A 26,762-nucleotide genomic window follows, 5' to 3' on the forward strand; every position below is an offset into this window, starting at 1 on the left:
AGGCGAAAAATCAGTTCGATACCTGGGGTATTCGACGACGACGTAGACTGTTCCATGAATAGACTGCGTTGAATAACACTACGCCAGCGGTGACGAGAAATACCGCTCTGAAACCGTAGTTCGCTGAAATCGCTGCTCCCATCAATGGTCCGGTAACGTTGCCAATATCACGAAACGATTGGTTATAGCTGAAGATACGTCCGGCGATTTGGTTGCTCGAGTTGTAAACCAACAGTGTCTGTACGGCGGGGAGTAGTGCACCATCGGCGGCACCGAGCAAAAAACGTAAAATCCCAAGTTGCAATGGCGTCTGAACGTAAGACATTGGGATCAACAGCAGTACAGAAAAGATCAGCGCCGTAATCAGGATCTTTTCGGGGCCGATTCGATCGCCAAGTTTGCCGAGTCGTGGTGCACTCAGCAGAGCCGCCACGCCTGGCACCGAGGCGATCATGCCACTGATAAAGGCGACGTTACTGACGTTACCCGCCAGTTCGCGGACATACAGCGTCAGAATGGGGGCAATTGAGCCCGTCGCCACTTGGATGATTAACGTAGTGACAAACAGGCTGAGTACCAGTTTCGGGTTTTTAAGTGATGTCACCACTTCCCGCATGTGCAGCATCTCTTTTTTGCTGACCGGCTGGAATTTTTCTCTGATGCAGAACAGGGTGACGAAAAAGCAGAGTATGAGCACACTGGCGGTAATAAAGAATACCGGACGTAAGCCGTAGCTATCGGCGAGCAAACCGCCAGCCATTGGGCCGAGCAACGCGCCGCTAACGCCGCCTGTGGAGAGCGTACCCAGTGCCCAGCCGCTTTTATTACGCGGTACTTGTGTGGCGATAAGAGCATTAGCGTTGGGGACAAATCCGCCAAGTAACCCAAGAAGCGCCCGCAGGATCAAAAACTGCCAGATATTTTGTGCCAGTCCCATCAACACCATCACGATGCCCATGCCGAGAGCAGAGCGTAATAGCATGAGTTTTCGGCCTTTACGGTCGGCGAGCCCACCCCAAAACGGTGAAGCGATGGCCGAAAATAAAAATGTAATGCTGAAGACAATACCGGACCACATATTCAGGGCGGAGTGACCGGTAACGCCAAGCTGCTCAACGTAGAGGGGTAAGAAGGGCATTACCAGACTGAAGGCGGCACCGGTAAGAAAACAGCCTAGCCAGGCGACGATCAGGTTTCGTTTCCAGTTTATAGGGGTGTCATTTTCACAGGGTGACATAGCAATCCGCTGTTGGTGCGCCAGGCGCGGTGAACATAAGAAGAAAAGATAAGCACACTAATTATGCGCCCGACTTCCAGGGGGCGCAATCCAGAGAGCTTTTATCGCTAAATCAGGGGGATTTGCTGTGGTAATGCCGGATGCCATTCTGAAGCATCCGGCATGGAAGATTTAATAGCGTGAAGGAACGCCTTCCGGGCGTGTTTTAAAGCGACGGTGTAACCACATATATTGCTCTGGTGCCATCATGATGCATTTTTCGACCACTTTGTTCATCCACGCGGCGGTAGTTTCGGCATCATCCAGTGGCGGAGAACACTCTGGCGGCAGCATAATCAATTGATACCCTTTGCCATCTGGCTTACGGCGTGGAACGAAGGGCACCAGACATGCGCCGGACATCCGTGCCAGCATCCAGGTTCCGGTCGTGGTCGCAGCCTGCTCAACGGCAAACAACGGGACGAAAACGCTTGAGCGCGGGCCGTAATCATGATCCGGTGCGTACCAGACCACTTCGCCTTTTTTCAGGGCTTTAATCATGCCTTTTAAATCTTTGCGGTCGAGCATCGATTTATTTGAGCGCAAACGGCCCCAGGTTTGTAGCCAGTCAATCAGTGGATTATCGTTCGGGCGGTAAACGCCAATCCCTGGTTCCTGCATACCAAACTGCCGCGCACCCAGCTCCAGTGTCAGAAAATGGATACCAACTAACAGGATGCCGCGTTTTTGCGCCTGCACGTCACGAATGTGTTCCATGCCGATCACTTCCGTCCAGCGGGCGATTCGGCGGTCCGGCCAGAACCACGCCATGCCAGTTTCCATCAGGCCCATGCCAACGGATTCGAAATTCTTCACCACCATTTTACGGCGTTCTTGTTCGCTCATTTCCGGGAAGCACAGTTCCAGGTTGCGATGCACAATTTTTGCGCGTCGTTTCATAAAACGTAACGCCAGTTTTCCTAATCCACAACCGAGGTGGTAGATAACCGGGTAGGGCAATTGCACGACTAACCAAAGTACGCCAATACCCAACCAGGTTAACCAATAACGCGGATGAAGCAGTGCGGTGGAGAACTTGGGTAGATTCGTCATATCAATCCTGTTTTTCAACCTATTCGGGCAATTGTATGTATTGTCGCATTTTTTCGCCCGCAACCAAAATTTGTGGCTGAAGACTGGGCGAAATTGCCGCGCTTGTAAATAACAAATAATTTTTAATGCGCAAATGTAGCGTAAAATGTGTGGATGTTAATTATCGATAATTGCTATATCATGCCGCGGATTTTTACTTTCCCATCTCGCAGGAACCGTACACCATGCCAGTGTTACACAACCGCATTTCCAACGACGCGTTAAAAGCCAAAATGTTGGCTGAGAGCGAACCGCGAACCACCATTTCGTTTTACAAGTATTTCCACATCGCCGATCCTAAGGCGACCCGTGACGCTTTATATCAGCTGTTTACCGCGCTGAATGTTTTTGGGCGAGTGTATCTGGCGCATGAGGGCATTAACGCGCAAATCAGCGTACCAGCGAGCAATGTTGAAACATTTCGCGCGCAGCTCTATGCCTTCGACCCGGCTTTAGAGGGTTTACGCCTGAATATCGCGTTGGATGATGATGGGAAATCTTTCTGGGTACTGCGCATGAAGGTCCGCGATCGTATCGTTGCCGACGGTATTGACGATCCTCACTTTGATGCCAGCAATGTTGGTGAGTATCTGCAAGCGGCGGAAGTGAACGCCATGCTTGACGATCCCGATGCACTATTTATCGACATGCGTAACCACTATGAGTATGAAGTGGGGCACTTTGAAAACGCGCTCGAAATTCCGGCAGATACCTTCCGTGAGCAGCTGCCAAAAGCAGTCGAGATGATGCAGGCACATAAAGATAAAAAAATCGTCATGTACTGCACCGGCGGCATTCGTTGTGAAAAGGCCAGTGCCTGGATGAAACATAACGGATTCAACAAAGTCTGGCATATCGAGGGCGGAATTATTGAATACGCCCGTAAGGCGCGCGAGCAGGGCTTGCCGGTGCGTTTTATTGGCAAAAATTTTGTTTTTGACGAGCGGATGGGCGAACGTATATCGGATGAGATTATCGCGCATTGCCACCAGTGCGGTGCGCCGTGCGACAGCCATACCAACTGTAAAAATGATGGCTGCCACCTGCTGTTTATTCAGTGTCCAGTATGCGCGGAAAAATACAAAGGTTGTTGTAGTGAAATTTGCTGCGAAGAAAGCGCGTTACCGCCAGAAGAACAGAGACGCCGTCGGGCAGGACGTGAAAATGGCAATAAGATCTTTAATAAGTCTCGTGGACGTCTGAATACAACACTGGGCATTCCTGATCCAACAGAATAAATATCATTGCCGGATGCGTGCCATCCGGCAACATTTCACTCTTACTTCTGCTGTACGCCTTCCACTGAAATAATCAGATCCACTTCCTGAGAAGCTGGACCTAAATCTGTCTTGATATTGAAGTCCTTGAGCTTAATTTTGCCTTCGGCCTCGAAGCCTGCACGTTTACCACCCCACGGGTCGTCGCCCTGACCAATTAATTTCGCTTCCAGCGTGACGGGTTTGGTTACACCATTCAGCGTCAGATCGCCGGTAATATCCAGTTCGTCACCGTCTTTCTTCACGCTGGTGGAGGTGAATGTTGCCTGTGGATATTTTGCGGTATTGAGGAAATCTGCACTGCGAAGATGTTTATCGCGTTCGGCGTGGTTAGTATCGACGCTGGTGGTCTTAATTGTCACATTCACTTTATCGGCAGCTGGATTTTTTTCATCAAAGGTAAAAGTACCGTCGAAATCTTTAAAGGTGCCATATAACCAGCTATAGCCAAGATGCTGGATGCGGAAGTTAACAAAGGCGTGCTGACCTTCTTTGTCAATTTTGTAATCGGCGGCAACCGCTGAACCGGCAGAGAACATCAGGGACGCGAAGGTTAAACCAAGCAGGCTTTTTTTCATTTTTTATACTCCATAGTCAGATGACGACTTTCCCAGCATGCGCTTCAGAGTGTCGTCTTTATCGATGAAATGATGCTTCAGGGCCATAAATCCGTGCATAACGGACAGTACTACGACGCTCCACGCGAGCCAAAAATGCAGGGCACCGGCAAAGTCTGCCTGTGCGCCAGCGTCGGCAAGGGTCGCGGGGACGTCAAACCAGCCAAAAACGCTGATCGGTTTACCATCGGCAGTTGAGATCAGATAGCCGCTGATGCCGATGGCGAACAGCAATAGGTACAATGCGAGATGTCCAGCTTTTGCGGCAAGACGAGTCATGGGCGAATAACTCGGCAGCGGACCCGGCGGTGGAGATATGACACGCCACAGAACGCGAATAACCAGCCCCATCATTAACAAAATACCGATGCTTTTATGCAGTTCGGGTGCTTTGTGATACCAGCCATCGTAATAACTGAGCGTGACCATCCACAGACCTAAAGCAAACATGCCGTAGACAATAATTGCGCTTAGCCAATGGAAGGCCGCAGATATAACACCATAGCGTTCAGGGGTATTTGTGAATGACATAAGTGCATCCAAAACGAATTTGCGAGAGAAAGAAAATGGCGTGTCGGAGAATGAATTGCAACACAAAAATAACAAATTGAATGATATTTATTTTTATTTCAATAATTTTGAATTAATAATGAAAGAATCTTCATAAGTTTAGTGGGTTCAGCATCAGAGGTGTCTGGTGAGTGCTGTAGAAGCAGGAATAATCTCATTCAATTTTTCACGCTAAATGAAAGGGAGATTAAATATTTGTCAGTTTATGTCAGTGCGGAAAACTAAAAATAAAACACATAGATCAGATCCATAATTGCCAACAATCCCCAGAGAAAAAGATAAAGCATCAGATGCTCGCGAATATTATTGATGAGATAGTGCAACAGCCGACGCATTAAATACTCCTGTAAAAACGGCCTCATTCTGGAGGCCGTAATGATGATTATTGGAAGCGGGAAAGCCTGAATGGCGTCAAATCAAAATCGCTTTTTTTGTTTTGCGCAAAATCGGCAGCTATTTCCCCTAAAACTGACGAAAATTTAAAACCGTGCCCACTCAGGCCGGTAATGAGCAGTGTATTATCGTGGTCGGGTAGGGTATCGATAATAAAATCTTCGTCAGGCGAATTATCATAGGTGCAGGCAGCGCCGTACAGGCAGCAACCGATACCCGGCAATACATTGCGCAAGAACGGGAAGGCTTCTGACCCATCACTGGCCACTTCCGCAAACGGAACACGTTCATCCGCTGAATGGATAACCTGGCCTCCGTTATGTTTGCCAATCTTCAACGCGTCGTTTTCTGCCGGAAAACCATAATATTGATCGCCATTGGGCAGTTCACCGGTAAACGCCGGGAATTTATTCTTCACGCTATAGCGGCCATCGGCCTGATACCAGGCAAATACTTTACGTACGGGCTGGACAGGCAGCTCCGGGAGCAGGTCTTTTACCCATGTTCCCGCGCAGACAATCGCTTTTTTCGCCTGATACTCACCATCAGCAGTTTCAATAGTTACGCCATCATCCTCATGACGAATTGCGGTGACCGGGCAGTTGAACAGTTGCGCACAGCCCGCTTCCTTCGCCAGTTGGATCCAGGTTTTAATCGCCAGTTCGCTGCGCAAAAAACCGGAATCAGTCTCAAATAAGCCGATGTAGTTGTCCGGGACGCGTATTTCTGGCCAGCGGGCCATAATCCCTTGCGCATCGAGCTTTTCAACGTTGAGTTGCCACTGTTCGGCGCTGTGGGCGACGTTGGCGAGAAATGCGGAGTCAGCCGGGCCAAGGTTAATGACACCAGAGCGTACAAAAATGGGATCATCTTCGTTGTGGCGGGAGAGGTCATCCCACAGCGTTTGTGCGCGGAGGACCAGCGGGACATACTTTTCGCCTTCACCATAAGCATGGCGAATTAATCGCGTATCGCCGTGGTGGCTGCCGTGTTGATGTGGTGGCATATGGGCGTCGGTCATAAGCACGTTTAAACCGGCGCGGGTTGCATAATACCCGGCGGCAGCGCCTACGGAACCGCTGCCAATAATGATGAGATCGTATTTCATTTTTTTCTCTCTGCTCTCATGGTTTAAGCAGAGTAATTAACTGAATGCAGATATACAACCCAGAAATGGTAAAGGCACCGGTGAGGTGCCTTTTGGGTGGATGGTCATGTCATGTTAATGACGCCGATACTCGTTTACCGGGAAATCACCGGATTCAATTTTGGCGATTCCTGCTTCTAATATCGAAATAAATTGTCTGGCAACATCAGTGGTTAACCAGAGCGTCTGACCAACTTCAGTCCCTTCCTGCTCGGACTTATTTGGGGTCTGGTAGTGCAAACGCAACATCAGCGCATCATAGCTATCAACGGTGCTGATGTCCCACCCTACGAGCGGATGAGTCTGAATGACTTCATTATTTTTTTCCATCATGGCCCCCTAATTCGTGTTACTAGACAACGTTATTCGAGGTTCAATGCGTTTTTATCTGAAGCAACTTCAGTATACCAATAAGTAAGGGTATTCACCGAATTTTTAAAGGGGGAAACAGATAAATTTCTGCTTTTAAGATTTATATGAACAATAAAACAGCATGTCATTCATATTTTTTTAGCATATTGTGCAATTATTTTGAGGAAGTGTAGAAATTTTGTACTCAAAATTTGTAAGTAAAATAAAAAAGCCGGGGCGACCCGGCAAAAACAAAAATCACTGCATATTATTCGCTGACAAACCAGTCATCGGCGCTTTCCCACGTTTCCTGGAGAATTTCGCTAATGCGCTGTTTATCTTCTTTTGTCGCGCCAATAACCGATAAATTATTCGCTGCGGCGTAACGTACCGATACGTGGCCTTCATTATCAGGAAACGCATACTGAATACGGCGGGAAAGTTCGCCAGCCAGGGCGTCAATAGCCCCAGCTGGCAATGGAGAAGTTTTCGCTATGGTGACTTCAATTCGCATAATAGCCCCCTGTTGAATATACTGGTTATTTATACAGGTAAAATAACCTAATGACAACAGGAAGCTACGATTTTTATTGTTTAACGGACCAGCGTACCGTTTCCCCGGCGAGGAATGGCACCAGCGTGTCATCTGTCAGTGCGATGCTTTCAGCAACCTGATGCTCTTCACGTACCAGTTCGATGAATGTGTCGTTGACCGGCAACCCATAGAACTGCGGGCCATTTACAGAACAGAATGCTTCAAAGTGCTGCAGAGCATTCATCTCTTCAAAGACGGTAGCGTAACTGCCCAGCGCGGTTGGGGCGTTGAAGCAGCCCGCGCAGCCGCAGGTGCTCTCTTTGCGATGACGTGCATGTGGCGCAGAATCCGTACCGAGGAATACTCGATTAAAACCGCTGGCGACCAGTTCACGCAGTGCCTGTTGGTGAATATTGCGTTTGAGGATGGGTAGACAATACAGGTGCGGACGCAAGCCTCCAACCAGCATATGGTTGCGGTTAAACATCAGATGCTGAGGAGTGATGGTGGCAGCCAGCCGTTCATTTCCGTCACGGACATAGTCGGCAGCATCTTTGGTGGTGATGTGCTCAAAAACGACTTTCAGCGCAGTCAGGCGCTGGCGCAGAGGTTCCATCACGCTTTCTATAAAGCGCGCTTCACGATCAAAAATGTCGATATCTGCATGTGTCACTTCACCATGCACCAGTAGCGGCATACCGATTTTTTCCATGCGCTCAAGTACCGGCATGATTGCGTCAATTGACGTCACGCCGTGGCTGGAGTTAGTGGTTGCGTTTGCCGGGTAAAGTTTTGCAGCGGTGAACACGCCTTCGTTAAATCCGCGCTCCAGCTCATTAGGATCCAGCGAATCTGTTAAATAACAGGTCATCAATGGGGTGAAATCGTGCCCGGCAGGTACGGCGTCAAGAATACGTTGGCGATACGCCACGGCAGCCTCAACGGTGGTCACGGGCGGAGCCAGATTGGGCATTACGATAGCCCGTCCATAAATTTCGCTGGTATACGGCACGACAGTTTTTAACATGTCGCCATCGCGGAGGTGAAGGTGCCAGTCGTCTGGGCGGCGGATCTTTAATACCTGGGATGGTGCAGTCATTAATCTCTATGCTCCGGCTGAAGGGATGTTTTTGCCGGACACAAAGGATAAGCGGAAACGTTTTCCTTTGCACGAAAAATAAAGGGCGCGAATGCGCCCTCGTGATTAATCAGTAAATGGAATGACAATTTCGCCTGGCTTCACTTCAATGCCTTTCGCCAGTTTTTTCGCCATTGCTTCGCCCTGGCTGCCATCTTCGCGCAGGACGTAAGAAGGTTGCTGGTTAAAGTAATTGCGTAATGCCTGGTTCAGATAGGGAAGCAACGTTTGCATCACCGTTTGCATTTTTTCCGGTTGTACCGTCGCATCGACCACTTCCATCTCTTTCAGGAAGATCGCACCTTTTTCTTTATCAAACACGGGCAGCGCTTTCAGCTTCAGTTTCATGGTCGCTTTCTGACTACCGAACAGGGAGTTCATGTCCAGATTGGCGTCTCCGGTTAGGGTAACCTTATTCGGCTCTTCGCGACCAATTTGGCTGGTCAGGTTTGTCAGAACAATATGGGCGTCAGCCACGCCGGGTAAACCGATATCTTTTGAGAAATTATTATGTTTCGCAAGCGACTGGTTAATTTCTTGTTCGGTGATGGTGTATTGGGTGAGTTGATTACAGCCAACGAGCAGGCCACTGACGATCAATGCAGCGGCAAATAAAAACTTGTTCATGGTAGTCCTCGACATGAAATCTGCGTCAATATCCTGACACAACGCAGCATGTGTCACCAGCGATAGACTCGCCAGCAGAAAAAACTGAAAACGGCGGCAACCCGCGAATACAGGCTGCCGCGGCGGGTCAGGATTAAATCGCCATTGATGATAACAAATTGATTTGTGTCTGTTTCGCCATATTATCGCGGTAATCAGCAACGCGGCTTGGCCAGTTGATTCCGGCTACCAGCGTCAGATTACGCAGTAGCGGAAATAGCTGAATATCATCTTCCGAAAGTTCGCCATTCACGGCGTTCGGTTTGACGATCAGTTTGTCCAGCGCACGTAAATCATCGCTGACATTCTTAATCAGACCGTCAGAGTGGGCCAGCAGGTCGGCAAAATTACCCGCGCTGGCCTCTTTCTTGTCGACGAAATATTTGCGCGCGGCGGGAGTAGAAAACTCATCAAATGCCGATTTGGCAAAACGCGGCAACAGCAGTTTGTTGGCGTAGCCATTGACCTTGCGCAGCCACTCTTCAATGGCAGGGGAACGTTTGCCGGTCAGTAACGGTTTGCCGTCGAGTTTATCGACATAGTGAACGATGTCCATGCTTTCTGGCATATAGCGGCTGTCATCTTTTTGCAGAATGGGAACCTGTTTTTGACCGACCATCCGGGTGGGTGTTTCTGCATCGTCGTTGAGCAGAACATGTAATTCGACGGGGATATTTTTCAGGCCGAAAATCATGCGGGCTTTGAGGCAGTAAGGGCAGTGATCGTAAATGTATAGCTTCACGTGACTCCTCCATTTGGCTGTCAGTTCACTTTCAGTATGGAGGAGTCAGGGGGGAGTATCAAATCAAGCGTCGCGTTCCAGCAAACGACGCGCGGCGCGTTTCTGGCTAAACTGCCAGCCCAGCGCAAGGAAAGTGAAGATGCCAATAATGCCCAGCATCATCCACGGAAGCTCTGGTTGGTGCGCCGATTTGCCCAGGTCAAACAGCCAGCCGCCACCGATATAACCAATAGCGCCACCAATCGCCAGACCCAGACGGCTAAACCCCATATAGCTGCCGCGAGCTCTTGCGTCCGCCAGCGAAGCACTTAAGGTTTCACGCGCAGGCTCGGCAATGATCGACCCGATATAAAACAGACAAATCAGGGTAAAAAGTTGTTGCAGGCCGCTGACCATGCCCACCGGCATCATGCTTAATGACATTATCAACAGCCCAGCCATCAACCGGTGTTCCAGACGAAAATGCTTTTCACTCCAGCGGGCGATAGGGTAGAGCAACGTTAACGACAGACACGCTTCAATGGCATACATCCATTTAACGGCAGAGGGCGCGCCAGCCACGTCGTTGACCATAATTGGCAGCATCAGCATCACTTGTACAGCCAGCATGTAGTAACCCGCCAGCGTCAGGACATAGGTGACAAAACGCTTGTCACGCATCACGCGGGTCATGCCTTCGCGAACGGGCGTGCGTACGGTGGAGAGTTTCCATGCTGGTAACAACCACGCATTGAACGCCGCACATAGCACAAATAGAACTGCCCCTGTGGCGCAGACCAGGCGAAAGTCGTATTGCAACAGCCAGCTCCCCAACAATGCGCCAATGACTGCACCGGCACTGTCCTGCATCATCAACAGCGAGAAAAAACGACCACGCTGTTGTGGACGGATTAGTTTCACCACCAGCGCCGAACGCGGCGGATCAAACAACGTGCCGCCGAGTCCCGAGAGCAGGCATGAAAACCACAATAGCCACGGTTCGTGGGCGATACCCATTGTGGCGAATCCGGCGGCGCGCATCAGCATACCGGTAACAATCATCGGTTTGGCACCAAAGCGGTCGGCAATTGCGCCGCCGAAAATACCCAGACCTTGCTGAATAAACTGGCGTAGACCGAGAGCAATACCGACCATGACGGCGGCCCAGCCCATTTGATCAACGAAGCGGATAGAGATCAGAGGGAAGACAACAAAGAACCCCAGCACGACCAGCATATTATCGATGAGCAGGAAATATTTACCCAGGTTCCTCGCCTGCGACACGCGGGACATTTCCCCTCCCGGGAAATAAAAGATGAGCACTTTCTATTCTGCATTGCCGCTAAGACTTTTCCCATCACTTCGGGGACAATATTTTTTTATCAAAACGTCGCTTTGATAGAGAGTTTTTATCAAATATGTGAATAATGCAGAAAATGGCATTTTGGACTTTTCACAGGGTCTGGTTGCGCAGGTATAGTAATACTTACAGCGTATTAAAGACGTTACGGGAAGGAGTAGGTATAGAATGTTTGGCTATCGCAGTAACGTGCCAAAAGTGCGCTTAACCACAGACCGACTGGTCGTGCGTCTGGTGCATGATCGTGATGCCTGGCGTCTTGCGGATTATTACGCAGAGAATCGCCATTTCCTCAAGCCCTGGGAGCCAGTGCGCGACGAAAGCCACTGTTATCCATCAGGCTGGCAGGCCAGGCTGGGGATGATTAACGAATTTCATAAACAAGGTTCAGCTTTCTACTTTGGCTTATTCGACCCGGACGAAAAAGAGATTATTGGCGTTGCCAATTTTTCCAATGTTGTTCGCGGCTCTTTTCATGCCTGCTATCTCGGTTATTCGATTGGGCAAAAATGGCAGGGCAAAGGACTCATGTTTGAAGCCCTGACCGCAGCCATTCGTTATATGCAGCGCACCCAACATATTCATCGCATTATGGCTAATTATATGCCGCACAATAAACGCAGCGGTGATTTACTGGCGCGACTGGGTTTTGAAAAAGAAGGCTATGCGAAAGACTATCTGTTGATTGATGGACAATGGCGCGATCACGTACTGACGGCATTAACTACCCCAGACTGGACGCCCGGCCGCTAAGGAGAATCTCATGAAATATCAACTTACTGCCCTGGAAGCTCGTGTGATTGGTTGCTTGCTGGAAAAGCAGGTGACCACGCCGGAGCAATACCCGCTCTCAGTCAATGGTGTAGTCACGGCCTGTAATCAGAAAACGAACCGTGAACCGGTCATGAATCTGAGTGAATCTGAAGTGCAGGAACAGCTGGATAATCTGGTCAAACGTCATTATCTACGCACAGTGAGCGGTTTTGGTAATCGGGTCACCAAATATGAGCAACGTTTTTGTAATTCAGAATTTGGCGATCTGAAACTGAGCGCCGCAGAAGTGGCGTTAATCACCACGTTGTTATTGCGTGGTGCCCAGACGCCGGGTGAACTGCGCAGCCGCGCCGCGCGAATGTATGAATTCAGCGATATGGCGGAAGTGGAGTTGACGCTGGAACAACTGGCGAATCGCGAAGATGGTCCTTTTGTGGTGCGTCTGGCCCGCGAACCGGGTAAACGCGAAAGCCGCTACATGCATCTTTTCAGTGGTGAGGTAGAGGATCAGCCGGCGGTAACGGATATGTCGAGCGCGGTTGACGGTGATTTACAGGCCCGCGTTGAAGCCCTGGAAATCGAAGTGGCAGAACTGAAACAGCGTCTTGATTCGTTGCTGGCCCACCTGGGAGATTAAAGTGAAAAAATTACGTATCGGCGTAGTGGGATTAGGCGGCATTGCGCAAAAAGCGTGGTTACCGGTGCTGGCGGCAGCGTCTGACTGGACGTTACAAGGAGCCTGGTCGCCTACGCGCGCGAAAGCCCTGCCAATTTGTGAAAGCTGGCGCATTCCTTATGCCGATTCGTTATCCAGCCTTGCCGCCAGTTGCGATGCGGTTTTTGTACATTCCAGCACCGCCAGTCACTTTGACGTGGTCAGTACGTTACTCAATGCGGGGGTACATGTCTGTGTCGATAAACCGCTGGCAGAAAATCTGCGCGATGCTGAACGGCTGGTGGAACTGGCGGCGCGGAAAAAACTGACGTTGATGGTCGGTTTTAACCGTCGTTTCGCACCACTCTACGGTGAGTTAAAAACGCAACTCGCCACCGCAGCCTCGCTAAGAATGGATAAACATCGTAGCAATAGCGTCGGGCCACACGATCTTTATTTCACGTTGCTGGATGATTATCTGCATGTGGTGGATACCGCGCTGTGGTTGTCGGGCGGCAAAGCCTCTCTGGATGGCGGTACGCTACTGACTAACGACGCTGGCGAAATGCTGTTTGCCGAGCACCATTTTTCGGCCGGTCCTTTGCAGATCACCACCTGTATGCATCGCCGTGCCGGAAGTCAGCGTGAAACCGTGCAGGCCGTGACTGACGGTGCGCTCATCGACATTACGGAAATGCGCGAATGGCGTGAGGAGCGTGGGCAGGGTGTAGTGAATAAACCGATTCCTGGTTGGCAGAGCACGCTTGAGCAACGTGGATTTGTCGGCTGTGCGCGGCACTTCATTGAATGTGTGCAAAATCAGACAGTTCCGCAAACCGCCGGCGAACAGGCCGTGCTGGCGCAACGTATCGTTGACAAGATCTGGCGCGATGCGATGAGTGAATAAACCCTGTAACATCTGGCGGTAGCAATTCACCATAATCCAGGTAGACTATTCGCCTCTTTCAGCGCCTGCCTTGCAGGCGTTTTGCCCGTGGGTCTGGATTAGAACACCGATGAATTTATTAAAATCGCTGGCCGCCGTCAGCTCGATGACCATGTTTTCGCGTGTGCTTGGCTTCGCACGTGACGCAATTGTCGCCAGAATCTTTGGCGCAGGGATGGCAACCGACGCCTTTTTCGTCGCTTTTAAACTTCCTAACTTGTTACGCCGTATCTTTGCCGAAGGGGCATTTTCCCAGGCATTTGTACCGATTCTGGCGGAATATAAAAGTAAGCAGGGTGAAGACGCCACGCGGGTCTTTGTCTCTTATGTTTCTGGCCTGCTGACACTTGCGCTGGCGGTTGTGACGGTTGCTGGCATGCTCGCCGCACCGTGGGTGATCATGGTGACCGCGCCAGGCTTCGCTGACACAGCTGACAAATTTGCCCTGACCAGCCAGCTACTAAAGATTACCTTTCCCTATATCTTGCTGATCTCCCTGGCGTCGCTGGTGGGAGCGATTCTGAATACGTGGAACCGCTTCTCGATTCCGGCGTTTGCGCCAACACTGCTTAACATCAGCATGATTGGTTTCGCGCTGTTTGCCGCACCGTACTTTAACCCACCGGTGCTGGCGCTGGCGTGGGCTGTTACGGTCGGCGGCATCCTGCAGCTGGTGTATCAGCTACCGCACCTGAAGAAGATCGGCATGCTGGTTTTGCCACGCATTAACTTCCACGATGCCGGAGCAATGCGCGTGGTGAAACAGATGGGACCGGCGATCCTTGGCGTCTCTGTGAGCCAGATCTCCTTAATCATCAACACCATTTTTGCCTCGTTTCTTGCTTCCGGTTCGGTGTCGTGGATGTATTACGCCGACCGCTTAATGGAGTTTCCGTCCGGTGTGCTGGGCGTGGCGCTTGGCACCATTTTGCTGCCGTCGCTGTCGAAAAGTTTTGCCAGTGGCAATCATGATGAATACAACCGTTTGATGGACTGGGGGCTGCGTCTTTGTTTCCTGTTGGCGCTGCCGAGTGCGGTTGCGTTGGGCATTCTTTCAGGTCCGTTGACCGTTTCGCTGTTCCAGTACGGTAAATTTACCGCGTTTGATGCGCTGATGACCCAGCGGGCGTTAATTGCCTACTCGGTGGGTTTGATTGGCCTGATTGTAGTGAAAGTGTTGGCTCCTGGCTTTTATTCCCGCCAGGACATTAAAACGCCAGTGAAAATTGCCATCGTTACGCTGATTTTAACGCAATTGATGAACCTGGCGTTTATCGGTCCGTTGAAACATGCCGGGCTGTCACTTTCTATTGGTCTGGCGGCGTGTCTGAATGCTTCGCTGCTTTACTGGCAGTTGCGTAAGCAGAAAATCTTTACCCCGCAACCTGGCTGGATGGCGTTTCTGTTGCGTCTGGTGGTGGCGGTACTGGTGATGTCTGGCGTGCTTTTAGGTATGTTACATATCATGCCGGAGTGGTCATTGGGTACCATGCCCTGGCGCTTGCTGCGTTTAATGGCGGTCGTGCTGGCGGGGATTGCCGCGTACTTCGCTGCACTGGCGGTACTGGGCTTCAAAGTTAAAGAATTTGCCCGCCGGACGGTGTAACAATGCATTCCGGCCTGCAGTGCAGGCCGGAGATAATCTTCAGATCGAAATCTTTTTACAGCCGCGATGGGTTGTTGAGGTCTGACCGTTCGCCCCATATAGCGTCGGTTCCTGATGCGGTTTCAACATTTCCAGCGCCTGTTGATTGCGCTCAATCTGTCCTTCCAGTAACCAGCCGTTATGTTGATTCATTTGGCGTAGTTGCTGCGTTTTCACAGCAATTTCCTGCCAGCGTTGACTAATATCAACGCTATTTGCTGTATTGGGTTCTTTCCTGCGTAACTGTTCGAGGTAATCCAACGTTGCCAGCAGTGAGCTTTTTTGTTCTGTAATCCATTGCAACTGGCTGCCGTTGATCTGCCCCATAGAGAGATGTTGCTGCTCTTGATCCATTACCGTTTTGAGATCGTTAAGCACAGCGGACATCTGGTCGAGGATCTCTGCAAGACGTGTCATACGATCAGTTACTCTGCAAGTCTTGCTGCGCTTCGTTGATCAGCGCATCGGCAATTTTGCCGGTGTCCATTTTTAGTTCACCGTTACGAATCGCCAGTTTTAACGCTTCGACACGTTCAAGATTGATATCACTGCTGCCGGGTTGCATCAGTTTTGCTTGCGCGTCGCTTAACGTCACACTGGTGCTGGTGGATGCTGTTGTTTTTGCCGCCCGGGTGTTCGTTACCGGCGCGTCAGTGGTTTCGCGCGGTTGAACGGTGCTTACGGGCTTCAGAGGCGAAGTGCGATCAATACTCATGGTTTATTCCTCATTGAGGGCGCTTTTATCATGTGTTGCTTATTTATCGGCAAGGGACGGGTAATCTTTAACAGCTTACAGGTTTATAAGAATATTCCCATCTGCATCAACAACGCCGCTGACTACCTGTCCAGATACCATGCGCACCCGCGCATTCTGTGCGACGGCTGCATTGTTCAGCGCCTGACCTTCTGCGTTGGCGCTAAACCCATCACCGCTGGCGATCACGTTGACGCGTTGTCCCGCTTTTACCCGCCATGCCTGGCGAAACTGGGTTAACTGGATAGGTTGATCGGGTGATAGATCGCGCAGGCTAACGGCATCAACAAGTTGATTGATATCCAGCACCGTACGCGGCGGCAGGGTATCCAGCCGTCCGCGTTTCAGTTTGACATTGCCAGCTCCCAGCTTTCCTCCTCGCACAATGGGCATCGCGGCAACCACATAATTTCCTGTGGCCTGCACATTAACCTGTAAATATCGTTTGTCGTTACCGCAGCGTGCCAACACATTCACATTGCCCCACAAGCGGGAATTATTGCTCATCGAAAGCAATGGCTGCTCGCACGGCGGTAGTAGATTGGGCGCTGTACGAATAGAAACACGAACCTCATCACTTATCCCTGCGAGCTGGGAGCTAAAAAAGGTTTGCAATTGCGATGTGAGATTGCTCGCCGCACTTAACGGACTGAACAGTATCGCGATGATCGCCACGCTACGTTTTATTGTCAGCATTTTCGCCCCCAGCCATTTCTACAACGTGAATTGTACCTGTCCGCAATGACCATCAACGGCATAAATAGCGACCCATTTTGCGTTTATTCCGTCGATAACGCGCGCGTAAAGGCATTTAAGCTGATGGCAGAATTTTGATACCTGCGGAGGAGATATGCTCGATAAGCTCGACGCCGCCTTACGTTTTCAACAAGAGGCGCTCAATCTGCGCGCCCAGCGTCAGGAAGTGCTGGCAGCAAACATCGCCAATGCCGATACCCCTGGTTATCAGGCGCGCGATATCGATTTTGCCAGTGAACTTAAAAAAGTCATGCAACGTGGACGGGATGCAACCAGTGTGGTTGCTCTGACGATGACCTCAACGCAACACATTCCGGCGCAGGCGCTGACGCCTCCTACCGCAGAACTGCAATACCGTATTCCGGACCAGCCTTCGCTTGACGGTAATACCGTCGATATGGATCGCGAACGCACCCAGTTTGCCGATAACAGCCTGCAATACCAGATGAGCCTTAGTGCGTTGAGCGGGCAAATCAAAGGCATGATGAACGTTTTACAGAGCGGAAATTAACGGATGGCACTGCTGAATATTTTTGATATCGCCGGATCGGCGTTAACTGCCCAGTCCCAGCGCCTGAACGTGGCGGCCAGTAATCTGGCGAATGCTGATAGCGTGACCGGTCCCGATGGACAGCCATATCGGGCAAAACAGGTGGTATTCCAGGTTAACGCTGCACCAGGTGCTGCGACAGGCGGCGTAAAGGTTGCCGATGTTATAGAAAGTCAGGCCCCGGACAAACTGGTTTATGAACCGGGTAATCCGCTGGCGGATGCAAAGGGCTACGTAAAAATGCCGAACGTTGATGTTGTCGGAGAGATGGTTAACACCATGTCGGCGTCACGCAGCTATCAGGCCAATGTTGAAGTGCTCAACACGGTGAAAAGCATGATGCTGAAAACCCTTACGCTCGGTCAATAAAGGAGAAAGCTATGTCCATTGCGGTAACCACCACCGATCCGACAAATACCGGCGTCAGTACCACCAGCAGTAGTTCGCTCACGGGCAGCAACGCCGCAGATTTACAAAGCAGTTTTCTGACTTTGTTGGTGGCGCAGCTGAAAAACCAGGACCCGACCAATCCAATGGAAAACAACGAGCTGACGTCGCAATTGGCACAAATCAGCACGGTCAGCGGGATTGAAAAACTCAATACCACGCTCGGATCTATTTCCGGACAGATTGATAACAGCCAGTCGTTACAGGCCAGTAACCTGATCGGTCACGGCGTGATGATCCCCGGCACCACTGTTCTTGCGGGAACCGGCAGTGAAGAAGGGGCTGTGACCACGACCACGCCGTTTGGTGTTGAGCTGCAACAGGCGGCAGACAAAGTTACGGCCACCATCACCGATAAAAATGGCGCGGTTGTGCGCACCATTGATATTGGTGAACTGACCGCCGGAGTCCACAGTTTCACCTGGGACGGTACGTTGACTGACGGCAGCACTGCGCCGAACGGTTCTTACAACGTAGCGATTAGCGCCAGTAACGGTGGTACACAACTGGTTGCCCAGCCGCTGCAGTTTGCTCTGGTGCAGGGTGTGATCCGCGGCAACAACGGTAATACGCTGGATCTCGGCACTTACGGCACCACCACCCTCGACGAAGTACGGCAGATAATTTAAGCCTTCACATTTCAGGAGTCAGTCATGGCCTTTTCTCAAGCGGTTAGCGGATTAAACGCTGCCGCCACCAACCTCGATGTTATTGGCAACAATATCGCCAACTCCGCCACCTACGGCTTTAAATCAGGCACGGCCTCTTTTGCCGATATGTTTGCCGGTTCGAAAGTGGGACTGGGGGTAAAGGTTGCCGGTATCACTCAGGACTTTACCGATGGCACGACCACCAACACCGGGCGAGGTCTGGACGTTGCTATCAGCCAGAACGGTTTTTTCCGTCTGGTAGACAGCAACGGTTCGGTGTTCTACAGCCGTAACGGACAATTTAAGCTGGATGAAAACCGTAACCTGGTGAATATGCAAGGTTTACAGCTGACGGGTTACCCGGCAACCGGTACGCCGCCAACTATTCAGCAAGGGGCGAATCCGACTAACATTTCGATCCCGAATACCCTGATGGCAGCGAAAACTACCACCACGGCGTCGATGCAGATCAACCTGAATTCCAGCGATCCGCTTCCCTCTGTTAACGCATTTGATGCCAGCAATGCGGATAGCTATAACAAAAAAGGTTCGGTGACTGTTTTCGATAGTCAGGGTAATGCTCATGACATGAGCGTGTACTTTGTGAAGACCGGGGATAATAACTGGGAGGTCTACACCCAGGATAGCAGTGATCCAACAGGCACAGCTGACCATGCAATGACGCTGGTGTTTAATTCCAATGGCGTTCTGACCTCAAATCCAACAGAGAATATTACCACTGGCGCAATTAACGGCGCAGATCCCGCCACGTTTAGCCTGAGCTTCCTCAACTCCATGCAGCAAAATACCGGCGCTAACAACATTGTGGCAACCACCCAGAACGGCTACAAACCGGGCGATCTCGTGAGTTATCAAATCAATGATGACGGTACGGTTGTCGGCAACTATTCCAACGAACAAACCCAACTGCTGGGGCAGATTGTACTGGCGAACTTTGCCAACAACGAAGGTCTGGCATCCGAAGGCGACAACGTCTGGTCTGCGACGCAATCTTCTGGCGTGGCGCTGTTGGGGACAGCCGGGACGGGCAACTTTGGCACCCTGACCAACGGTGCGCTGGAAGCGTCCAACGTCGATCTCAGTAAAGAACTGGTCAATATGATCGTTGCCCAGCGTAACTATCAGTCTAACGCCCAGACCATCAAAACCCAGGACCAGATCCTCAACACGCTGGTTAACTTACGCTAATCGCTGACGGGATAGCTCAATGGATCACGCAATTTATACTGCGATGGGTGCAGCCAGCCAGACGCTGAATCAACAGGCGGTAACCGCCAGTAATCTGGCCAATGCCTCTACGCCCGGTTTTCGTGCGCAGTTAAACGCCTTGCGCGCAGTGCCGGTGGAAGGGCTTTCACTGCCTACGCGCACGTTGGTAACGGCGTCAACACCGGGTGCAGACATGACGCCCGGCAAGATGGATTACACCTCGCGCCCGCTGGACGTTGCGTTGCAGCAGGATGGCTGGCTGGCCGTGCAGACCGCTGACGGCAGCGAAGGGTATACGCGTAATGGCAGCATTCAGGTTGATCCCACCGGGCAACTGACAATTCAGGGGCATCCGGTGATAGGCGAGGCGGGGCCAATTGCTGTGCCGGAAGGGGCGGAAATCACGATTGCTGCCGATGGCACAATCTCGGCGCTCAATCCGGGCGATCCGGCAAATACGGTTGCGCCAGTGGGGCGTCTGAAGCTGGTGAAAGCCACGGGCAGCGAAGTCCAGCGCGGTGACGACGGCATTTTTCGTTTAAGCGCAGAAAGCCAGGCTACACGTGGACCGGTACTGCAGGCAGATCCAACCTTGCGTGTGATGTCGGGGGTTCTGGAAGGCAGTAATGTCAATGCCGTTGCGGCAATGAGCGACATGATTGCCAGCGCGCGGCGTTTTGAAATGCAGATGAAGGTGATCAGCAGCGTCGATGATAACGCAGGCCGTGCCAACCAACTGCTGTCGATGAGTTAATTGAAAGGATACATGACAAGTATAAGTTGCCCGATGCGCAAGTTTATCGGGTCTATGGGGGCAATCGCAATTTATCGATTTTGCGAGCTCTTGTAGGCCGGATAAGGCGTTTACGCCGCATCCGGCAAGAAGACATATGCACTTTGTCACTAATCCACTACAGGACATTTTATGATCAGTTCATTATGGATCGCCAAAACGGGCCTTGACGCCCAGCAAACCAATATGGACGTCATTGCCAACAACCTGGCAAACGTCAGTACTAACGGTTTTAAGCGTCAGCGTGCGGTGTTTGAAGATCTGCTTTATCAAACCATTCGCCAGCCGGGGGCACAGTCTTCCGAACAAACCACCTTACCCTCCGGATTACAAATCGGCACGGGGGTACGCCCGGTCGCCACTGAACGCTTACACAGCCAGGGCAACCTGTCGCAGACCAACAACAGCAAAGATGTCGCGATTAAAGGGCAGGGCTTTTTCCAGGTGATGTTGCCAGATGGCTCATCAGCCTATACCCGTGACGGCTCTTTCCAGGTGGATCAGAACGGGCAGCTGGTGACGGCTGGTGGTTTTCAGGTGCAGCCAGCGATCACCATTCCGGCGAATGCGTTAAGTATCACCATCGGTCGTGATGGCGTGGTCAGCGTAACCCAACAAGGCCAGGCAGCTCCGGTTCAGGTTGGGCAGCTCAATCTCACCACCTTTATGAATGACACCGGGCTGGAGAGCATTGGCGAAAACCTCTACACCGAAACGCAATCCTCCGGTGCACCGAACGAAAGCACGCCGGGCCTGAACGGTGCGGGACTGCTGTATCAAGGGTACGTTGAAACGTCTAACGTCAACGTGGCGGAAGAACTGGTCAATATGATTCAGGTGCAACGCGCTTACGAAATCAACAGTAAAGCGGTGTCCACCACCGATCAGATGCTGCAAAAACTGACGCAACTCTAAGGCATAACCGGTGGCAGGTTCACCGGTTTATTGATTTTTGAAGATGATAGCCATGCAAAAAAACGCTGCGCATACTTATGCCATTTCCAGCTTGTTGGTGCTTTCACTAACCGGCTGCGCCTGGATACCCTCCACGCCGCTGGTGCAGGGGGCGACCAGTGCACAACCGGTTCCCGGTCCGACGCCCGTCGCCAACGGTTCTATTTTCCAGTCTGCTCAGCCGATTAACTATGGCTATCAACCGCTGTTTGAAGATCGTCGACCACGCAATATTGGCGATACGCTGACCATCGTGTTGCAGGAGAACGTCAGCGCCAGCAAAAGCTCCTCTGCGAATGCCAGCCGTGACGGTAAAACTAATTTTGGCTTTGATACTGTGCCGCGCTATTTGCAGGGGCTGTTTGGTAACGCTCGTGCCGATGTCGAAGCCTCCGGTGGTAACACGTTCAACGGAAAAGGCGGGGCCAATGCCAGCAATACCTTTAGCGGCACGTTGACGGTGACGGTTGACCAGGTACTGGTCAACGGCAATCTGCATGTGGTGGGTGAAAAACAGATTGCCATTAATCAGGGTACCGAATTTATTCGCTTCTCTGGCGTGGTTAATCCACGCACTATCAGCGGCAGCAATACCGTACCGTCTACTCAGGTGGCGGATGCGCGCATTGAATACGTAGGCAATGGCTACATTAACGAAGCGCAAAATATGGGCTGGTTGCAGCGTTTCTTCCTTAACCTGTCGCCAATGTAAGTGAGGCTGTGGTGATTAAATTTCTCTCTGCATTAATTCTTCTACTGGTTACGACGGCGGCTCAGGCTGAGCGTATTCGCGATCTCACCAGTGTTCAGGGGGTAAGGCAAAACTCACTGATTGGCTATGGCCTGGTAGTGGGGCTGGATGGCACCGGTGACCAGACAACCCAGACGCCGTTTACCACACAAACGCTTAATAACATGCTCTCACAGCTGGGAATTACCGTTCCGACGGGCACCAATATGCAGCTAAAAAACGTTGCTGCGGTAATGGTGACGGCGTCACTTCCACCGTTTGGACGTCAGGGGCAAACCATTGACGTGGTGGTTTCTTCCATGGGAAATGCCAAAAGCCTGCGTGGCGGCACATTGTTGATGACTCCGCTTAAGGGCGTTGACAGTCAGGTGTATGCGCTGGCGCAGGGCAATATTCTGGTTGGCGGCGCAGGAGCCTCCGCTGGCGGTAGCAGTGTTCAGGTGAACCAACTGAATGGTGGACGGATCACCAATGGTGCGGTTATTGAACGTGAATTGCCCAGCCAGTTTGGCGTCGGGAATACCCTTAATTTGCAACTTAACGACGAAGATTTCAGCATGGCGCAGCAAATCGCTGACACCATCAACCGAGTGCGTGGATATGGCAGCGCCACCGCGTTGGATGCGCGGACTATTCAGGTGCGCGTACCAAGTGGCAACAGTTCCCAGGTCCGTTTCCTTGCAGATATCCAGAATATGCAGGTTAATGTCACCCCGCAGGACGCTAAAGTAGTGATTAACTCGCGCACCGGTTCGGTGGTGATGAATCGCGAAGTGACCCTCGACAGCTGCGCGGTAGCGCAGGGGAATCTCTCAGTTACGGTAAATCGTCAGGCCAATGTCAGCCAACCAGATACACCGTTTGGTGGCGGACAGACCGTGGTAACGCCACAAACGCAGATCGATTTACGCCAGAGCGGCGGTTCGCTGCAAAGCGTACGTTCCAGCGCCAGCCTCAATAACGTGGTGCGTGCGCTCAATGCGCTGGGCGCTACGCCGATGGATCTGATGTCTATTTTGCAATCAATGCAAAGTGCGGGATGTCTGCGGGCAAAACTGGAAATCATCTGATGATCAGCGACAGCAAACTACTGGCAAGTGCGGCCTGGGATGCGCAATCACTCAACGAACTAAAGGCGAAAGCGAGCGAAGATCCGGCGGCAAATATCCGTCCGGTGGCCCGTCAGGTGGAAGGGATGTTCGTGCAGATGATGTTGAAAAGCATGCGCGACGCTTTACCAAAAGATGGCCTGTTCAGCAGCGAGCACACTCGCCTGTATACCAGTATGTATGACCAGCAGATTGCCCAACAGATGACGGCGGGCAAAGGTCTGGGGCTTGCAGAGATGATGGTTAAGCAGATGACGCCAGAACAACCATTGCCAGAGGAGTCCACGCCAGCAGCACCGATGAAATTCCCGCTCGAAACCGTGGTGCGTTATCAAAATCAGGCGCTTTCGCAGCTGGTGCAAAAGGCCGTGCCACGTAACTACGATGATTCGCTGCCGGGTGACAGTAAAGCATTCCTCGCGCAACTCTCGCTGCCCGCCCAACTGGCAAGCCAGCAAAGCGGTGTGCCACATCATTTGATCCTCGCTCAGGCGGCGCTGGAATCTGGCTGGGGGCAACGACAAATCCGCCGCGAAAACGGCGAACCGAGCTATAACCTGTTTGGTGTCAAAGCCTCTGGCAACTGGAAAGGGCCAGTCACTGAAATTACCACGACTGAATATGAAAACGGCGAAGCGAAGAAAGTAAAAGTGAAGTTTCGGGTCTACAGCTCGTATCTGGAAGCATTGTCGGATTACGTTGGGCTGTTAACACGTAACCCGCGCTACGCTGCCGTGACGACCGCCGCGAGTGCGGAACAGGGGGCGCAGGCCCTACAGGACGCGGGCTATGCCACCGATCCTCACTATGCCCGTAAACTCACCAACATGATTCAGCAGATGAAATCGATAAGCGACAAGGTGAGCAAAACCTACAGTATGAACATTGATAATCTGTTCTGAATAACTCAAGTCCGGCGGGGTGCTGCCGATAATACTCTGTAATTGAAGGCTTATAAGGAACCTCCATGTCCAGCTTGATCAATAACGCCATGAGCGGACTGAACGCGGCCCAGGCGGCGTTAAATACAGCAAGTAATAATATCTCCAGCTATAACGTTGCCGGATATACCCGCCAAACCACTATTATGGCGCAGGCCAATAGCACGTTGGGCGCTGGCGGCTGGGTTGGCAATGGTGTCTACGTTTCTGGTGTGCAGCGTGAGTATGATGCGTTTATTACCAACCAGTTACGTGCGGCGCAGACGCAAAGTAGCGGCCTGACTGCCCGCTATGAGCAGATGTCGAAAATCGACAATATGCTCTCCACCAGTACCTCTTCGCTGGCAACACAGATGCAGGATTTCTTCACCAGCCTGCAAACGCTGGTGAGTAACGCGGAAGACCCGGCAGCGCGCCAGGCGCTGATTGGGAAATCAGAAGGGTTGGTGAATCAGTTTAAAACCACCGATCAGTATCTTCGCGACCAGGACAAACAGGTCAATATCGCGATAGGTGCCAGCGTTGATCAGATCAACAATTACGCTAAACAAATTGCCAGCCTGAACGATCAAATCTCGCGTCTGACAGGCGTGGGGGCAGGGGCGTCACCTAACAATCTGCTGGATCAACGCGATCAACTGGTGAGCGAATTAAACCAGATTGTTGGTGTAGAAGTCAGCGTTCAGGATGGCGGCACTTATAACATCACGATGGCCAATGGTTACTCACTGGTTCAGGGAAGTACGGCGCGGCAACTGGCGGCAGTTCCTTCCAGCGCCGACCCTTCTCGTACGACTGTCACTTATGTTGATGGGACGGCAGGCAATATTGAGATCCCGGAGAAATTACTGAATACCGGGTCGCTGGGCGGCATTCTGACATTCCGTTCTCAGGATCTGGACCAGACGCGTAATACGCTTGGACAACTGGCGCTGGCATTTGCTGAGGCTTTCAACACCCAACACAAAGCCGGATTTGATGCCAACGGCGATGAGGGTGAAGATTTCTTTGCTATCGGTAAGCCCGCGGTTCTGCAAAACACGAAAAACAAAGGTAACGTTGCGATCGGTGCCACGGTAACTGATGCCTCCGCGGTACTGGCGACAGATTACAAAATCTCGTTCGATAATAATCAGTGGCAGGTCACCCGCCTTGCCAGCAATACCACTTTTACGGTGACGCCAGATGCCAACGGTAAAGTGGCATTTGATGGTCTGGAGTTGACGTTTACAGGAACGCCTGCCGTTAACGACAGCTTCACGCTGAAACCAGTAAGTGACGCCATCGTCAACATGGATGTATTAATCACCGACGAAGCGAAAATAGCGATGGCGAGCGAAGAAGATGCGGGTGATAGCGACAACCGCAACGGTCAGGCCCTGCTGGATCTGCAAAGCAACAGTAAAACGGTGGGCGGTGCGAAATCCTTTAACGACGCTTATGCCTCGTTAGTGAGTGATATCGGTAATAAAACCGCGACGTTGAAAACCAGTAGCACCACGCAAGGTAATGTGGTGACGCAGCTTTCCAATCAGCAGCAGTCGATTTCCGGTGTCAATCTCGATGAGGAGTACGGAAATCTGCAACGTTTTCAGCAGTATTACCTGGCGAATGCGCAGGTTCTGCAGACGGCAAACGCGATTTTTGATGCGCTGATTAACATTCGCTAAGGGGAGATAAAATGCGTTTCAGTACCCAGATGATGTACCAGCAAAACATGCGCGGCATCACCAATTCTCAGGCAGAATGGATGAAGTACGGCGAGCAGATGTCGACGGGTAAGCGAGTCGTTAACCCTTCAGACGATCCCATTGCTGCATCACAAGCTGTTGTTCTCTCCCAGGCACAGGCGCAAAACAGCCAGTACACGCTGGCACGTACTTTCGCCACTCAAAAAGTGTCACTGGAAGAGAGTGTACTTAGCCAGGTCACCACCGCTATCCAGAATGCTCAGGAAAAAATTGTCTACGCCAGCAATGGCACCTTGAGTGACGATGACCGGGCCTCGCTGGCTACGGATATTCAGGGGCTTCGTGACCAGTTGCTGAATCTGGCGAACACCACTGACGGTAACGGGCGCTACATTTTTGCCGGTTATAAAACAGAAACTGCGCCGTTTAGTGAGGCAGACGGCGAATATGTTGGCGGAGCAGAAAGTATTAAACAACAGGTCGATGCTTCGCGTTCGATGGTGATAGGGCACACGGGTGACAAAATTTTCGACAGTATTACCAGCAACGCGGTAGCGGAACCAGACGGTAGCGCTTCTGAAACCAATCTTTTTGCTATGCTGGATAGCGCCATCGCAGCCCTGAAAACGCCGGTCGCGGATAGCGAGGCGGATAAAGAAATCGCCGCTGCGGCATTGGATAAAACCAACCGTGGACTGAAAAACTCGCTGAATAATGTCCTTACCGTTCGCGCGGAATTAGGCACGCAACTGAACGAACTGGAGTCGCTGGATTCATTAGGTAGCGATCGCGCTTTAGGGCAAACGCAGCAGATGAGCGATCTGGTTGATGTGGACTGGAATGCAACTATTTCATCTTACATCATGCAGCAAACGGCATTGCAGGCATCGTATAAAGCATTTACCGATATGCAGGGATTGTCGCTCTTCCAGCTCAACAAATAATTTCGCTTTAAAACATATCATGAAACTGG

31 protein-coding genes are annotated in these 26,762 nt (G+C 51.4%); 16 read left to right on the top strand and 15 right to left on the bottom strand.

What is annotated here, in order from left to right; genetic code table 11:
• Positions 1-10: 10 nt before the first annotated feature.
• Both mdtG and lpxL read right to left on the bottom strand, forming a co-directional pair.
• Positions 11-1,237 carry a multidrug efflux MFS transporter MdtG gene (mdtG, locus tag ACJHW7_RS01975; RefSeq protein WP_000074172.1) on the bottom strand — a complete coding sequence of 409 codons (1,227 nt, stop codon included), beginning with the start codon at positions 1,235-1,237 and terminating at the stop codon, positions 11-13.
• Between the two features lie 171 nt (positions 1,238-1,408).
• Positions 1,409-2,329 carry a kdo(2)-lipid IV(A) lauroyltransferase gene (lpxL, locus tag ACJHW7_RS01980; RefSeq protein WP_021556698.1) on the bottom strand — a complete coding sequence of 307 codons (921 nt, stop codon included), beginning with the start codon at positions 2,327-2,329 and terminating at the stop codon, positions 1,409-1,411.
• Positions 2,330-2,553: 224 nt separating this feature from the next.
• On the opposite strand from lpxL, the gene ACJHW7_RS01985 reads away from it, so the two are divergent.
• A complete protein-coding gene (locus ACJHW7_RS01985) occupies positions 2,554-3,606 on the top strand; it encodes a rhodanese-related sulfurtransferase (protein WP_001144616.1) in 1,053 nt (350 codons plus the stop codon).
• Between the two features lie 41 nt (positions 3,607-3,647).
• On the opposite strand, the gene ACJHW7_RS01990 is transcribed toward ACJHW7_RS01985, so the two are convergent.
• From ACJHW7_RS01990 to mdtH, 10 genes are all read right to left on the bottom strand, one after another.
• Entirely contained in the window at positions 3,648-4,223 is a 576-nt protein-coding gene (locus ACJHW7_RS01990; RefSeq protein ID WP_001723374.1) for a YceI family protein, read from the bottom strand.
• A 3-nt stretch (positions 4,224-4,226) separates the two neighbouring features.
• Positions 4,227-4,793 (bottom strand): cytochrome b, encoded by a 567-nt coding sequence (locus tag ACJHW7_RS01995; RefSeq protein ID WP_000011108.1) that lies wholly within the window; start codon positions 4,791-4,793, stop codon positions 4,227-4,229.
• Between the two features lie 260 nt (positions 4,794-5,053).
• Positions 5,054-5,167: a YceO family protein gene (locus ACJHW7_RS02000; protein WP_001253418.1), complete on the bottom strand. Its 114-nt coding sequence runs from the start codon at positions 5,165-5,167 to the stop codon at positions 5,054-5,056.
• Between the two features lie 47 nt (positions 5,168-5,214).
• On the bottom strand, positions 5,215-6,333 hold the full coding sequence (gene solA, locus ACJHW7_RS02005) for an N-methyl-L-tryptophan oxidase (RefSeq protein ID WP_021556699.1): 1,119 nt from the start codon (positions 6,331-6,333) through the stop codon (positions 5,215-5,217).
• Between the two features lie 114 nt (positions 6,334-6,447).
• Positions 6,448-6,702, bottom strand: a complete 255-nt coding sequence (gene bssS, locus ACJHW7_RS02010) for a biofilm formation regulator BssS (protein WP_000414437.1) — start codon at positions 6,700-6,702, stop codon at positions 6,448-6,450.
• Between the two features lie 289 nt (positions 6,703-6,991).
• Entirely contained in the window at positions 6,992-7,237 is a 246-nt protein-coding gene (gene dinI, locus ACJHW7_RS02015) for a DNA damage-inducible protein I (RefSeq protein ID WP_001217754.1), read from the bottom strand.
• Positions 7,238-7,310: 73 nt separating this feature from the next.
• Positions 7,311-8,357, bottom strand: a complete 1,047-nt coding sequence (pyrC, locus tag ACJHW7_RS02020; RefSeq protein WP_021556700.1) for a dihydroorotase — start codon at positions 8,355-8,357, stop codon at positions 7,311-7,313.
• Positions 8,358-8,462: 105 nt separating this feature from the next.
• On the bottom strand, positions 8,463-9,023 hold the full coding sequence (locus ACJHW7_RS02025) for a lipoprotein (protein WP_021556701.1): 561 nt from the start codon (positions 9,021-9,023) through the stop codon (positions 8,463-8,465).
• Positions 9,024-9,156: 133 nt separating this feature from the next.
• The gene (gene grxB / locus ACJHW7_RS02030; RefSeq protein ID WP_001612805.1) at positions 9,157-9,804 is read right to left on the bottom strand and encodes a glutaredoxin 2; all 648 of its coding nucleotides are present in this window, start codon (positions 9,802-9,804) and stop codon (positions 9,157-9,159) included.
• Between the two features lie 63 nt (positions 9,805-9,867).
• Complete coding sequence (gene mdtH / locus ACJHW7_RS02035) at positions 9,868-11,076, bottom strand: multidrug efflux MFS transporter MdtH (RefSeq protein WP_000092206.1); 1,209 nt, start codon at positions 11,074-11,076, stop codon at positions 9,868-9,870.
• Between the two features lie 235 nt (positions 11,077-11,311).
• On the opposite strand from mdtH, the gene rimJ reads away from it, so the two are divergent.
• The 4 genes from rimJ to murJ all read left to right on the top strand — a co-directional run bounded on the left by rimJ (position 11,312) and on the right by murJ (position 15,124).
• Complete coding sequence (gene rimJ, locus ACJHW7_RS02040) at positions 11,312-11,896, top strand: ribosomal protein S5-alanine N-acetyltransferase (protein ID WP_000468186.1); 585 nt, start codon at positions 11,312-11,314, stop codon at positions 11,894-11,896.
• A gap of 10 nt (positions 11,897-11,906) precedes the next feature.
• The gene (locus ACJHW7_RS02045) at positions 11,907-12,554 is read left to right on the top strand and encodes a YceH family protein (RefSeq protein WP_021556702.1); all 648 of its coding nucleotides are present in this window, start codon (positions 11,907-11,909) and stop codon (positions 12,552-12,554) included.
• A 1-nt stretch (position 12,555) separates the two neighbouring features.
• Entirely contained in the window at positions 12,556-13,479 is a 924-nt protein-coding gene (locus ACJHW7_RS02050) for a Gfo/Idh/MocA family protein (RefSeq protein WP_000736162.1), read from the top strand.
• A gap of 109 nt (positions 13,480-13,588) precedes the next feature.
• Positions 13,589-15,124 carry a murein biosynthesis integral membrane protein MurJ gene (gene murJ, locus ACJHW7_RS02055; protein ID WP_001050672.1) on the top strand — a complete coding sequence of 512 codons (1,536 nt, stop codon included), beginning with the start codon at positions 13,589-13,591 and terminating at the stop codon, positions 15,122-15,124.
• Positions 15,125-15,163: 39 nt separating this feature from the next.
• Here the strand turns inward: murJ and flgN are convergent, their stop codons facing one another.
• The 3 genes from flgN to flgA all read right to left on the bottom strand — a co-directional run bounded on the left by flgN (position 15,164) and on the right by flgA (position 16,613).
• Entirely contained in the window at positions 15,164-15,580 is a 417-nt protein-coding gene (flgN, locus tag ACJHW7_RS02060) for a flagella biosynthesis chaperone FlgN (protein ID WP_000197358.1), read from the bottom strand.
• Between the two features lie 4 nt (positions 15,581-15,584).
• Positions 15,585-15,878 (bottom strand): flagellar biosynthesis anti-sigma factor FlgM, encoded by a 294-nt coding sequence (gene flgM / locus ACJHW7_RS02065; RefSeq protein WP_000020884.1) that lies wholly within the window; start codon positions 15,876-15,878, stop codon positions 15,585-15,587.
• A gap of 75 nt (positions 15,879-15,953) precedes the next feature.
• On the bottom strand, positions 15,954-16,613 hold the full coding sequence (flgA, locus tag ACJHW7_RS02070) for a flagellar basal body P-ring formation chaperone FlgA (RefSeq protein WP_021556703.1): 660 nt from the start codon (positions 16,611-16,613) through the stop codon (positions 15,954-15,956).
• A 154-nt stretch (positions 16,614-16,767) separates the two neighbouring features.
• On the opposite strand from flgA, the gene flgB reads away from it, so the two are divergent.
• From flgB to flgL, 11 genes are all read left to right on the top strand, one after another.
• Positions 16,768-17,184, top strand: coding sequence for a flagellar basal body rod protein FlgB (flgB, locus tag ACJHW7_RS02075; protein ID WP_000884702.1), 417 nt, complete (start codon positions 16,768-16,770; stop codon positions 17,182-17,184).
• 3 nt (positions 17,185-17,187) lie between these two features.
• A complete protein-coding gene (gene flgC, locus ACJHW7_RS02080; protein ID WP_001196460.1) occupies positions 17,188-17,592 on the top strand; it encodes a flagellar basal body rod protein FlgC in 405 nt (134 codons plus the stop codon).
• An 11-nt stretch (positions 17,593-17,603) separates the two neighbouring features.
• Positions 17,604-18,299, top strand: coding sequence for a flagellar hook assembly protein FlgD (flgD, locus tag ACJHW7_RS02085; protein ID WP_000020484.1), 696 nt, complete (start codon positions 17,604-17,606; stop codon positions 18,297-18,299).
• A gap of 24 nt (positions 18,300-18,323) precedes the next feature.
• Positions 18,324-19,529, top strand: a complete 1,206-nt coding sequence (gene flgE / locus ACJHW7_RS02090) for a flagellar hook protein FlgE (protein ID WP_040234667.1) — start codon at positions 18,324-18,326, stop codon at positions 19,527-19,529.
• 19 nt (positions 19,530-19,548) lie between these two features.
• Positions 19,549-20,304 (top strand): flagellar basal-body rod protein FlgF, encoded by a 756-nt coding sequence (gene flgF, locus ACJHW7_RS02095; protein WP_000349311.1) that lies wholly within the window; start codon positions 19,549-19,551, stop codon positions 20,302-20,304.
• Positions 20,305-20,475: 171 nt separating this feature from the next.
• On the top strand, positions 20,476-21,258 hold the full coding sequence (gene flgG / locus ACJHW7_RS02100; RefSeq protein ID WP_000625837.1) for a flagellar basal-body rod protein FlgG: 783 nt from the start codon (positions 20,476-20,478) through the stop codon (positions 21,256-21,258).
• Between the two features lie 52 nt (positions 21,259-21,310).
• Positions 21,311-22,009 carry a flagellar basal body L-ring protein FlgH gene (gene flgH, locus ACJHW7_RS02105; protein ID WP_001295442.1) on the top strand — a complete coding sequence of 233 codons (699 nt, stop codon included), beginning with the start codon at positions 21,311-21,313 and terminating at the stop codon, positions 22,007-22,009.
• 11 nt (positions 22,010-22,020) lie between these two features.
• Positions 22,021-23,118 carry a flagellar basal body P-ring protein FlgI gene (flgI, locus tag ACJHW7_RS02110; protein WP_000589326.1) on the top strand — a complete coding sequence of 366 codons (1,098 nt, stop codon included), beginning with the start codon at positions 22,021-22,023 and terminating at the stop codon, positions 23,116-23,118.
• Positions 23,118-24,059 carry a flagellar assembly peptidoglycan hydrolase FlgJ gene (gene flgJ / locus ACJHW7_RS02115; RefSeq protein ID WP_040234668.1) on the top strand — a complete coding sequence of 314 codons (942 nt, stop codon included), beginning with the start codon at positions 23,118-23,120 and terminating at the stop codon, positions 24,057-24,059. Before flgI ends, flgJ begins: the two co-directional genes overlap by 1 nt.
• A 65-nt stretch (positions 24,060-24,124) precedes the next feature.
• On the top strand, positions 24,125-25,768 hold the full coding sequence (flgK, locus tag ACJHW7_RS02120; protein ID WP_040234669.1) for a flagellar hook-associated protein FlgK: 1,644 nt from the start codon (positions 24,125-24,127) through the stop codon (positions 25,766-25,768).
• Positions 25,769-25,779: 11 nt separating this feature from the next.
• Complete coding sequence (gene flgL, locus ACJHW7_RS02125) at positions 25,780-26,733, top strand: flagellar hook-associated protein FlgL (RefSeq protein WP_044865245.1); 954 nt, start codon at positions 25,780-25,782, stop codon at positions 26,731-26,733.
• The last annotated feature ends 29 nt before the right edge of the window (positions 26,734-26,762 follow it).

Origin of the sequence: Escherichia sp. WS1152, assembly GCF_046487665.1 — a bacterium.
Classification (GTDB): Bacteria; Pseudomonadota; Gammaproteobacteria; order Enterobacterales; family Enterobacteriaceae; genus Escherichia; species Escherichia coli.

What these genes read in the sequence shown, in the direction of transcription:
- murJ (WP_001050672.1), top strand. Translation starts at nt 13,589, where the DNA reads ATGAATTTATTAAAATCGCTGGCCGCCGTCAGCTCGATGACCATGTTT.
- lpxL (WP_021556698.1), bottom strand. Translation starts at nt 2,329, where the DNA reads ATGACGAATCTACCCAAGTTCTCCACCGCACTGCTTCATCCGCGTTAT.
- flgC (WP_001196460.1), top strand. Translation starts at nt 17,188, where the DNA reads ATGGCACTGCTGAATATTTTTGATATCGCCGGATCGGCGTTAACTGCC.
- flgL (WP_044865245.1), top strand. Translation starts at nt 25,780, where the DNA reads ATGCGTTTCAGTACCCAGATGATGTACCAGCAAAACATGCGCGGCATC.
- rimJ (WP_000468186.1), top strand. Translation starts at nt 11,312, where the DNA reads ATGTTTGGCTATCGCAGTAACGTGCCAAAAGTGCGCTTAACCACAGAC.
- ACJHW7_RS02045 (WP_021556702.1), top strand. Translation starts at nt 11,907, where the DNA reads ATGAAATATCAACTTACTGCCCTGGAAGCTCGTGTGATTGGTTGCTTG.
- ACJHW7_RS01995 (WP_000011108.1), bottom strand. Translation starts at nt 4,793, where the DNA reads ATGTCATTCACAAATACCCCTGAACGCTATGGTGTTATATCTGCGGCC.
- mdtG (WP_000074172.1), bottom strand. Translation starts at nt 1,237, where the DNA reads ATGTCACCCTGTGAAAATGACACCCCTATAAACTGGAAACGAAACCTG.
- flgH (WP_001295442.1), top strand. Translation starts at nt 21,311, where the DNA reads ATGCAAAAAAACGCTGCGCATACTTATGCCATTTCCAGCTTGTTGGTG.
- ACJHW7_RS01985 (WP_001144616.1), top strand. Translation starts at nt 2,554, where the DNA reads ATGCCAGTGTTACACAACCGCATTTCCAACGACGCGTTAAAAGCCAAA.
- flgG (WP_000625837.1), top strand. Translation starts at nt 20,476, where the DNA reads ATGATCAGTTCATTATGGATCGCCAAAACGGGCCTTGACGCCCAGCAA.
- pyrC (WP_021556700.1), bottom strand. Translation starts at nt 8,357, where the DNA reads ATGACTGCACCATCCCAGGTATTAAAGATCCGCCGCCCAGACGACTGG.
- ACJHW7_RS02000 (WP_001253418.1), bottom strand. Translation starts at nt 5,167, where the DNA reads ATGCGTCGGCTGTTGCACTATCTCATCAATAATATTCGCGAGCATCTG.
- flgM (WP_000020884.1), bottom strand. Translation starts at nt 15,878, where the DNA reads ATGAGTATTGATCGCACTTCGCCTCTGAAGCCCGTAAGCACCGTTCAA.
- dinI (WP_001217754.1), bottom strand. Translation starts at nt 7,237, where the DNA reads ATGCGAATTGAAGTCACCATAGCGAAAACTTCTCCATTGCCAGCTGGG.
- flgB (WP_000884702.1), top strand. Translation starts at nt 16,768, where the DNA reads ATGCTCGATAAGCTCGACGCCGCCTTACGTTTTCAACAAGAGGCGCTC.
- mdtH (WP_000092206.1), bottom strand. Translation starts at nt 11,076, where the DNA reads ATGTCCCGCGTGTCGCAGGCGAGGAACCTGGGTAAATATTTCCTGCTC.
- ACJHW7_RS02025 (WP_021556701.1), bottom strand. Translation starts at nt 9,023, where the DNA reads ATGAACAAGTTTTTATTTGCCGCTGCATTGATCGTCAGTGGCCTGCTC.
- ACJHW7_RS01990 (WP_001723374.1), bottom strand. Translation starts at nt 4,223, where the DNA reads ATGAAAAAAAGCCTGCTTGGTTTAACCTTCGCGTCCCTGATGTTCTCT.
- flgK (WP_040234669.1), top strand. Translation starts at nt 24,125, where the DNA reads ATGTCCAGCTTGATCAATAACGCCATGAGCGGACTGAACGCGGCCCAG.
- bssS (WP_000414437.1), bottom strand. Translation starts at nt 6,702, where the DNA reads ATGGAAAAAAATAATGAAGTCATTCAGACTCATCCGCTCGTAGGGTGG.
- flgA (WP_021556703.1), bottom strand. Translation starts at nt 16,613, where the DNA reads ATGCTGACAATAAAACGTAGCGTGGCGATCATCGCGATACTGTTCAGT.
- solA (WP_021556699.1), bottom strand. Translation starts at nt 6,333, where the DNA reads ATGAAATACGATCTCATCATTATTGGCAGCGGTTCCGTAGGCGCTGCC.
- flgN (WP_000197358.1), bottom strand. Translation starts at nt 15,580, where the DNA reads ATGACACGTCTTGCAGAGATCCTCGACCAGATGTCCGCTGTGCTTAAC.
- flgE (WP_040234667.1), top strand. Translation starts at nt 18,324, where the DNA reads ATGGCCTTTTCTCAAGCGGTTAGCGGATTAAACGCTGCCGCCACCAAC.
- flgD (WP_000020484.1), top strand. Translation starts at nt 17,604, where the DNA reads ATGTCCATTGCGGTAACCACCACCGATCCGACAAATACCGGCGTCAGT.
- flgF (WP_000349311.1), top strand. Translation starts at nt 19,549, where the DNA reads ATGGATCACGCAATTTATACTGCGATGGGTGCAGCCAGCCAGACGCTG.
- flgJ (WP_040234668.1), top strand. Translation starts at nt 23,118, where the DNA reads ATGATCAGCGACAGCAAACTACTGGCAAGTGCGGCCTGGGATGCGCAA.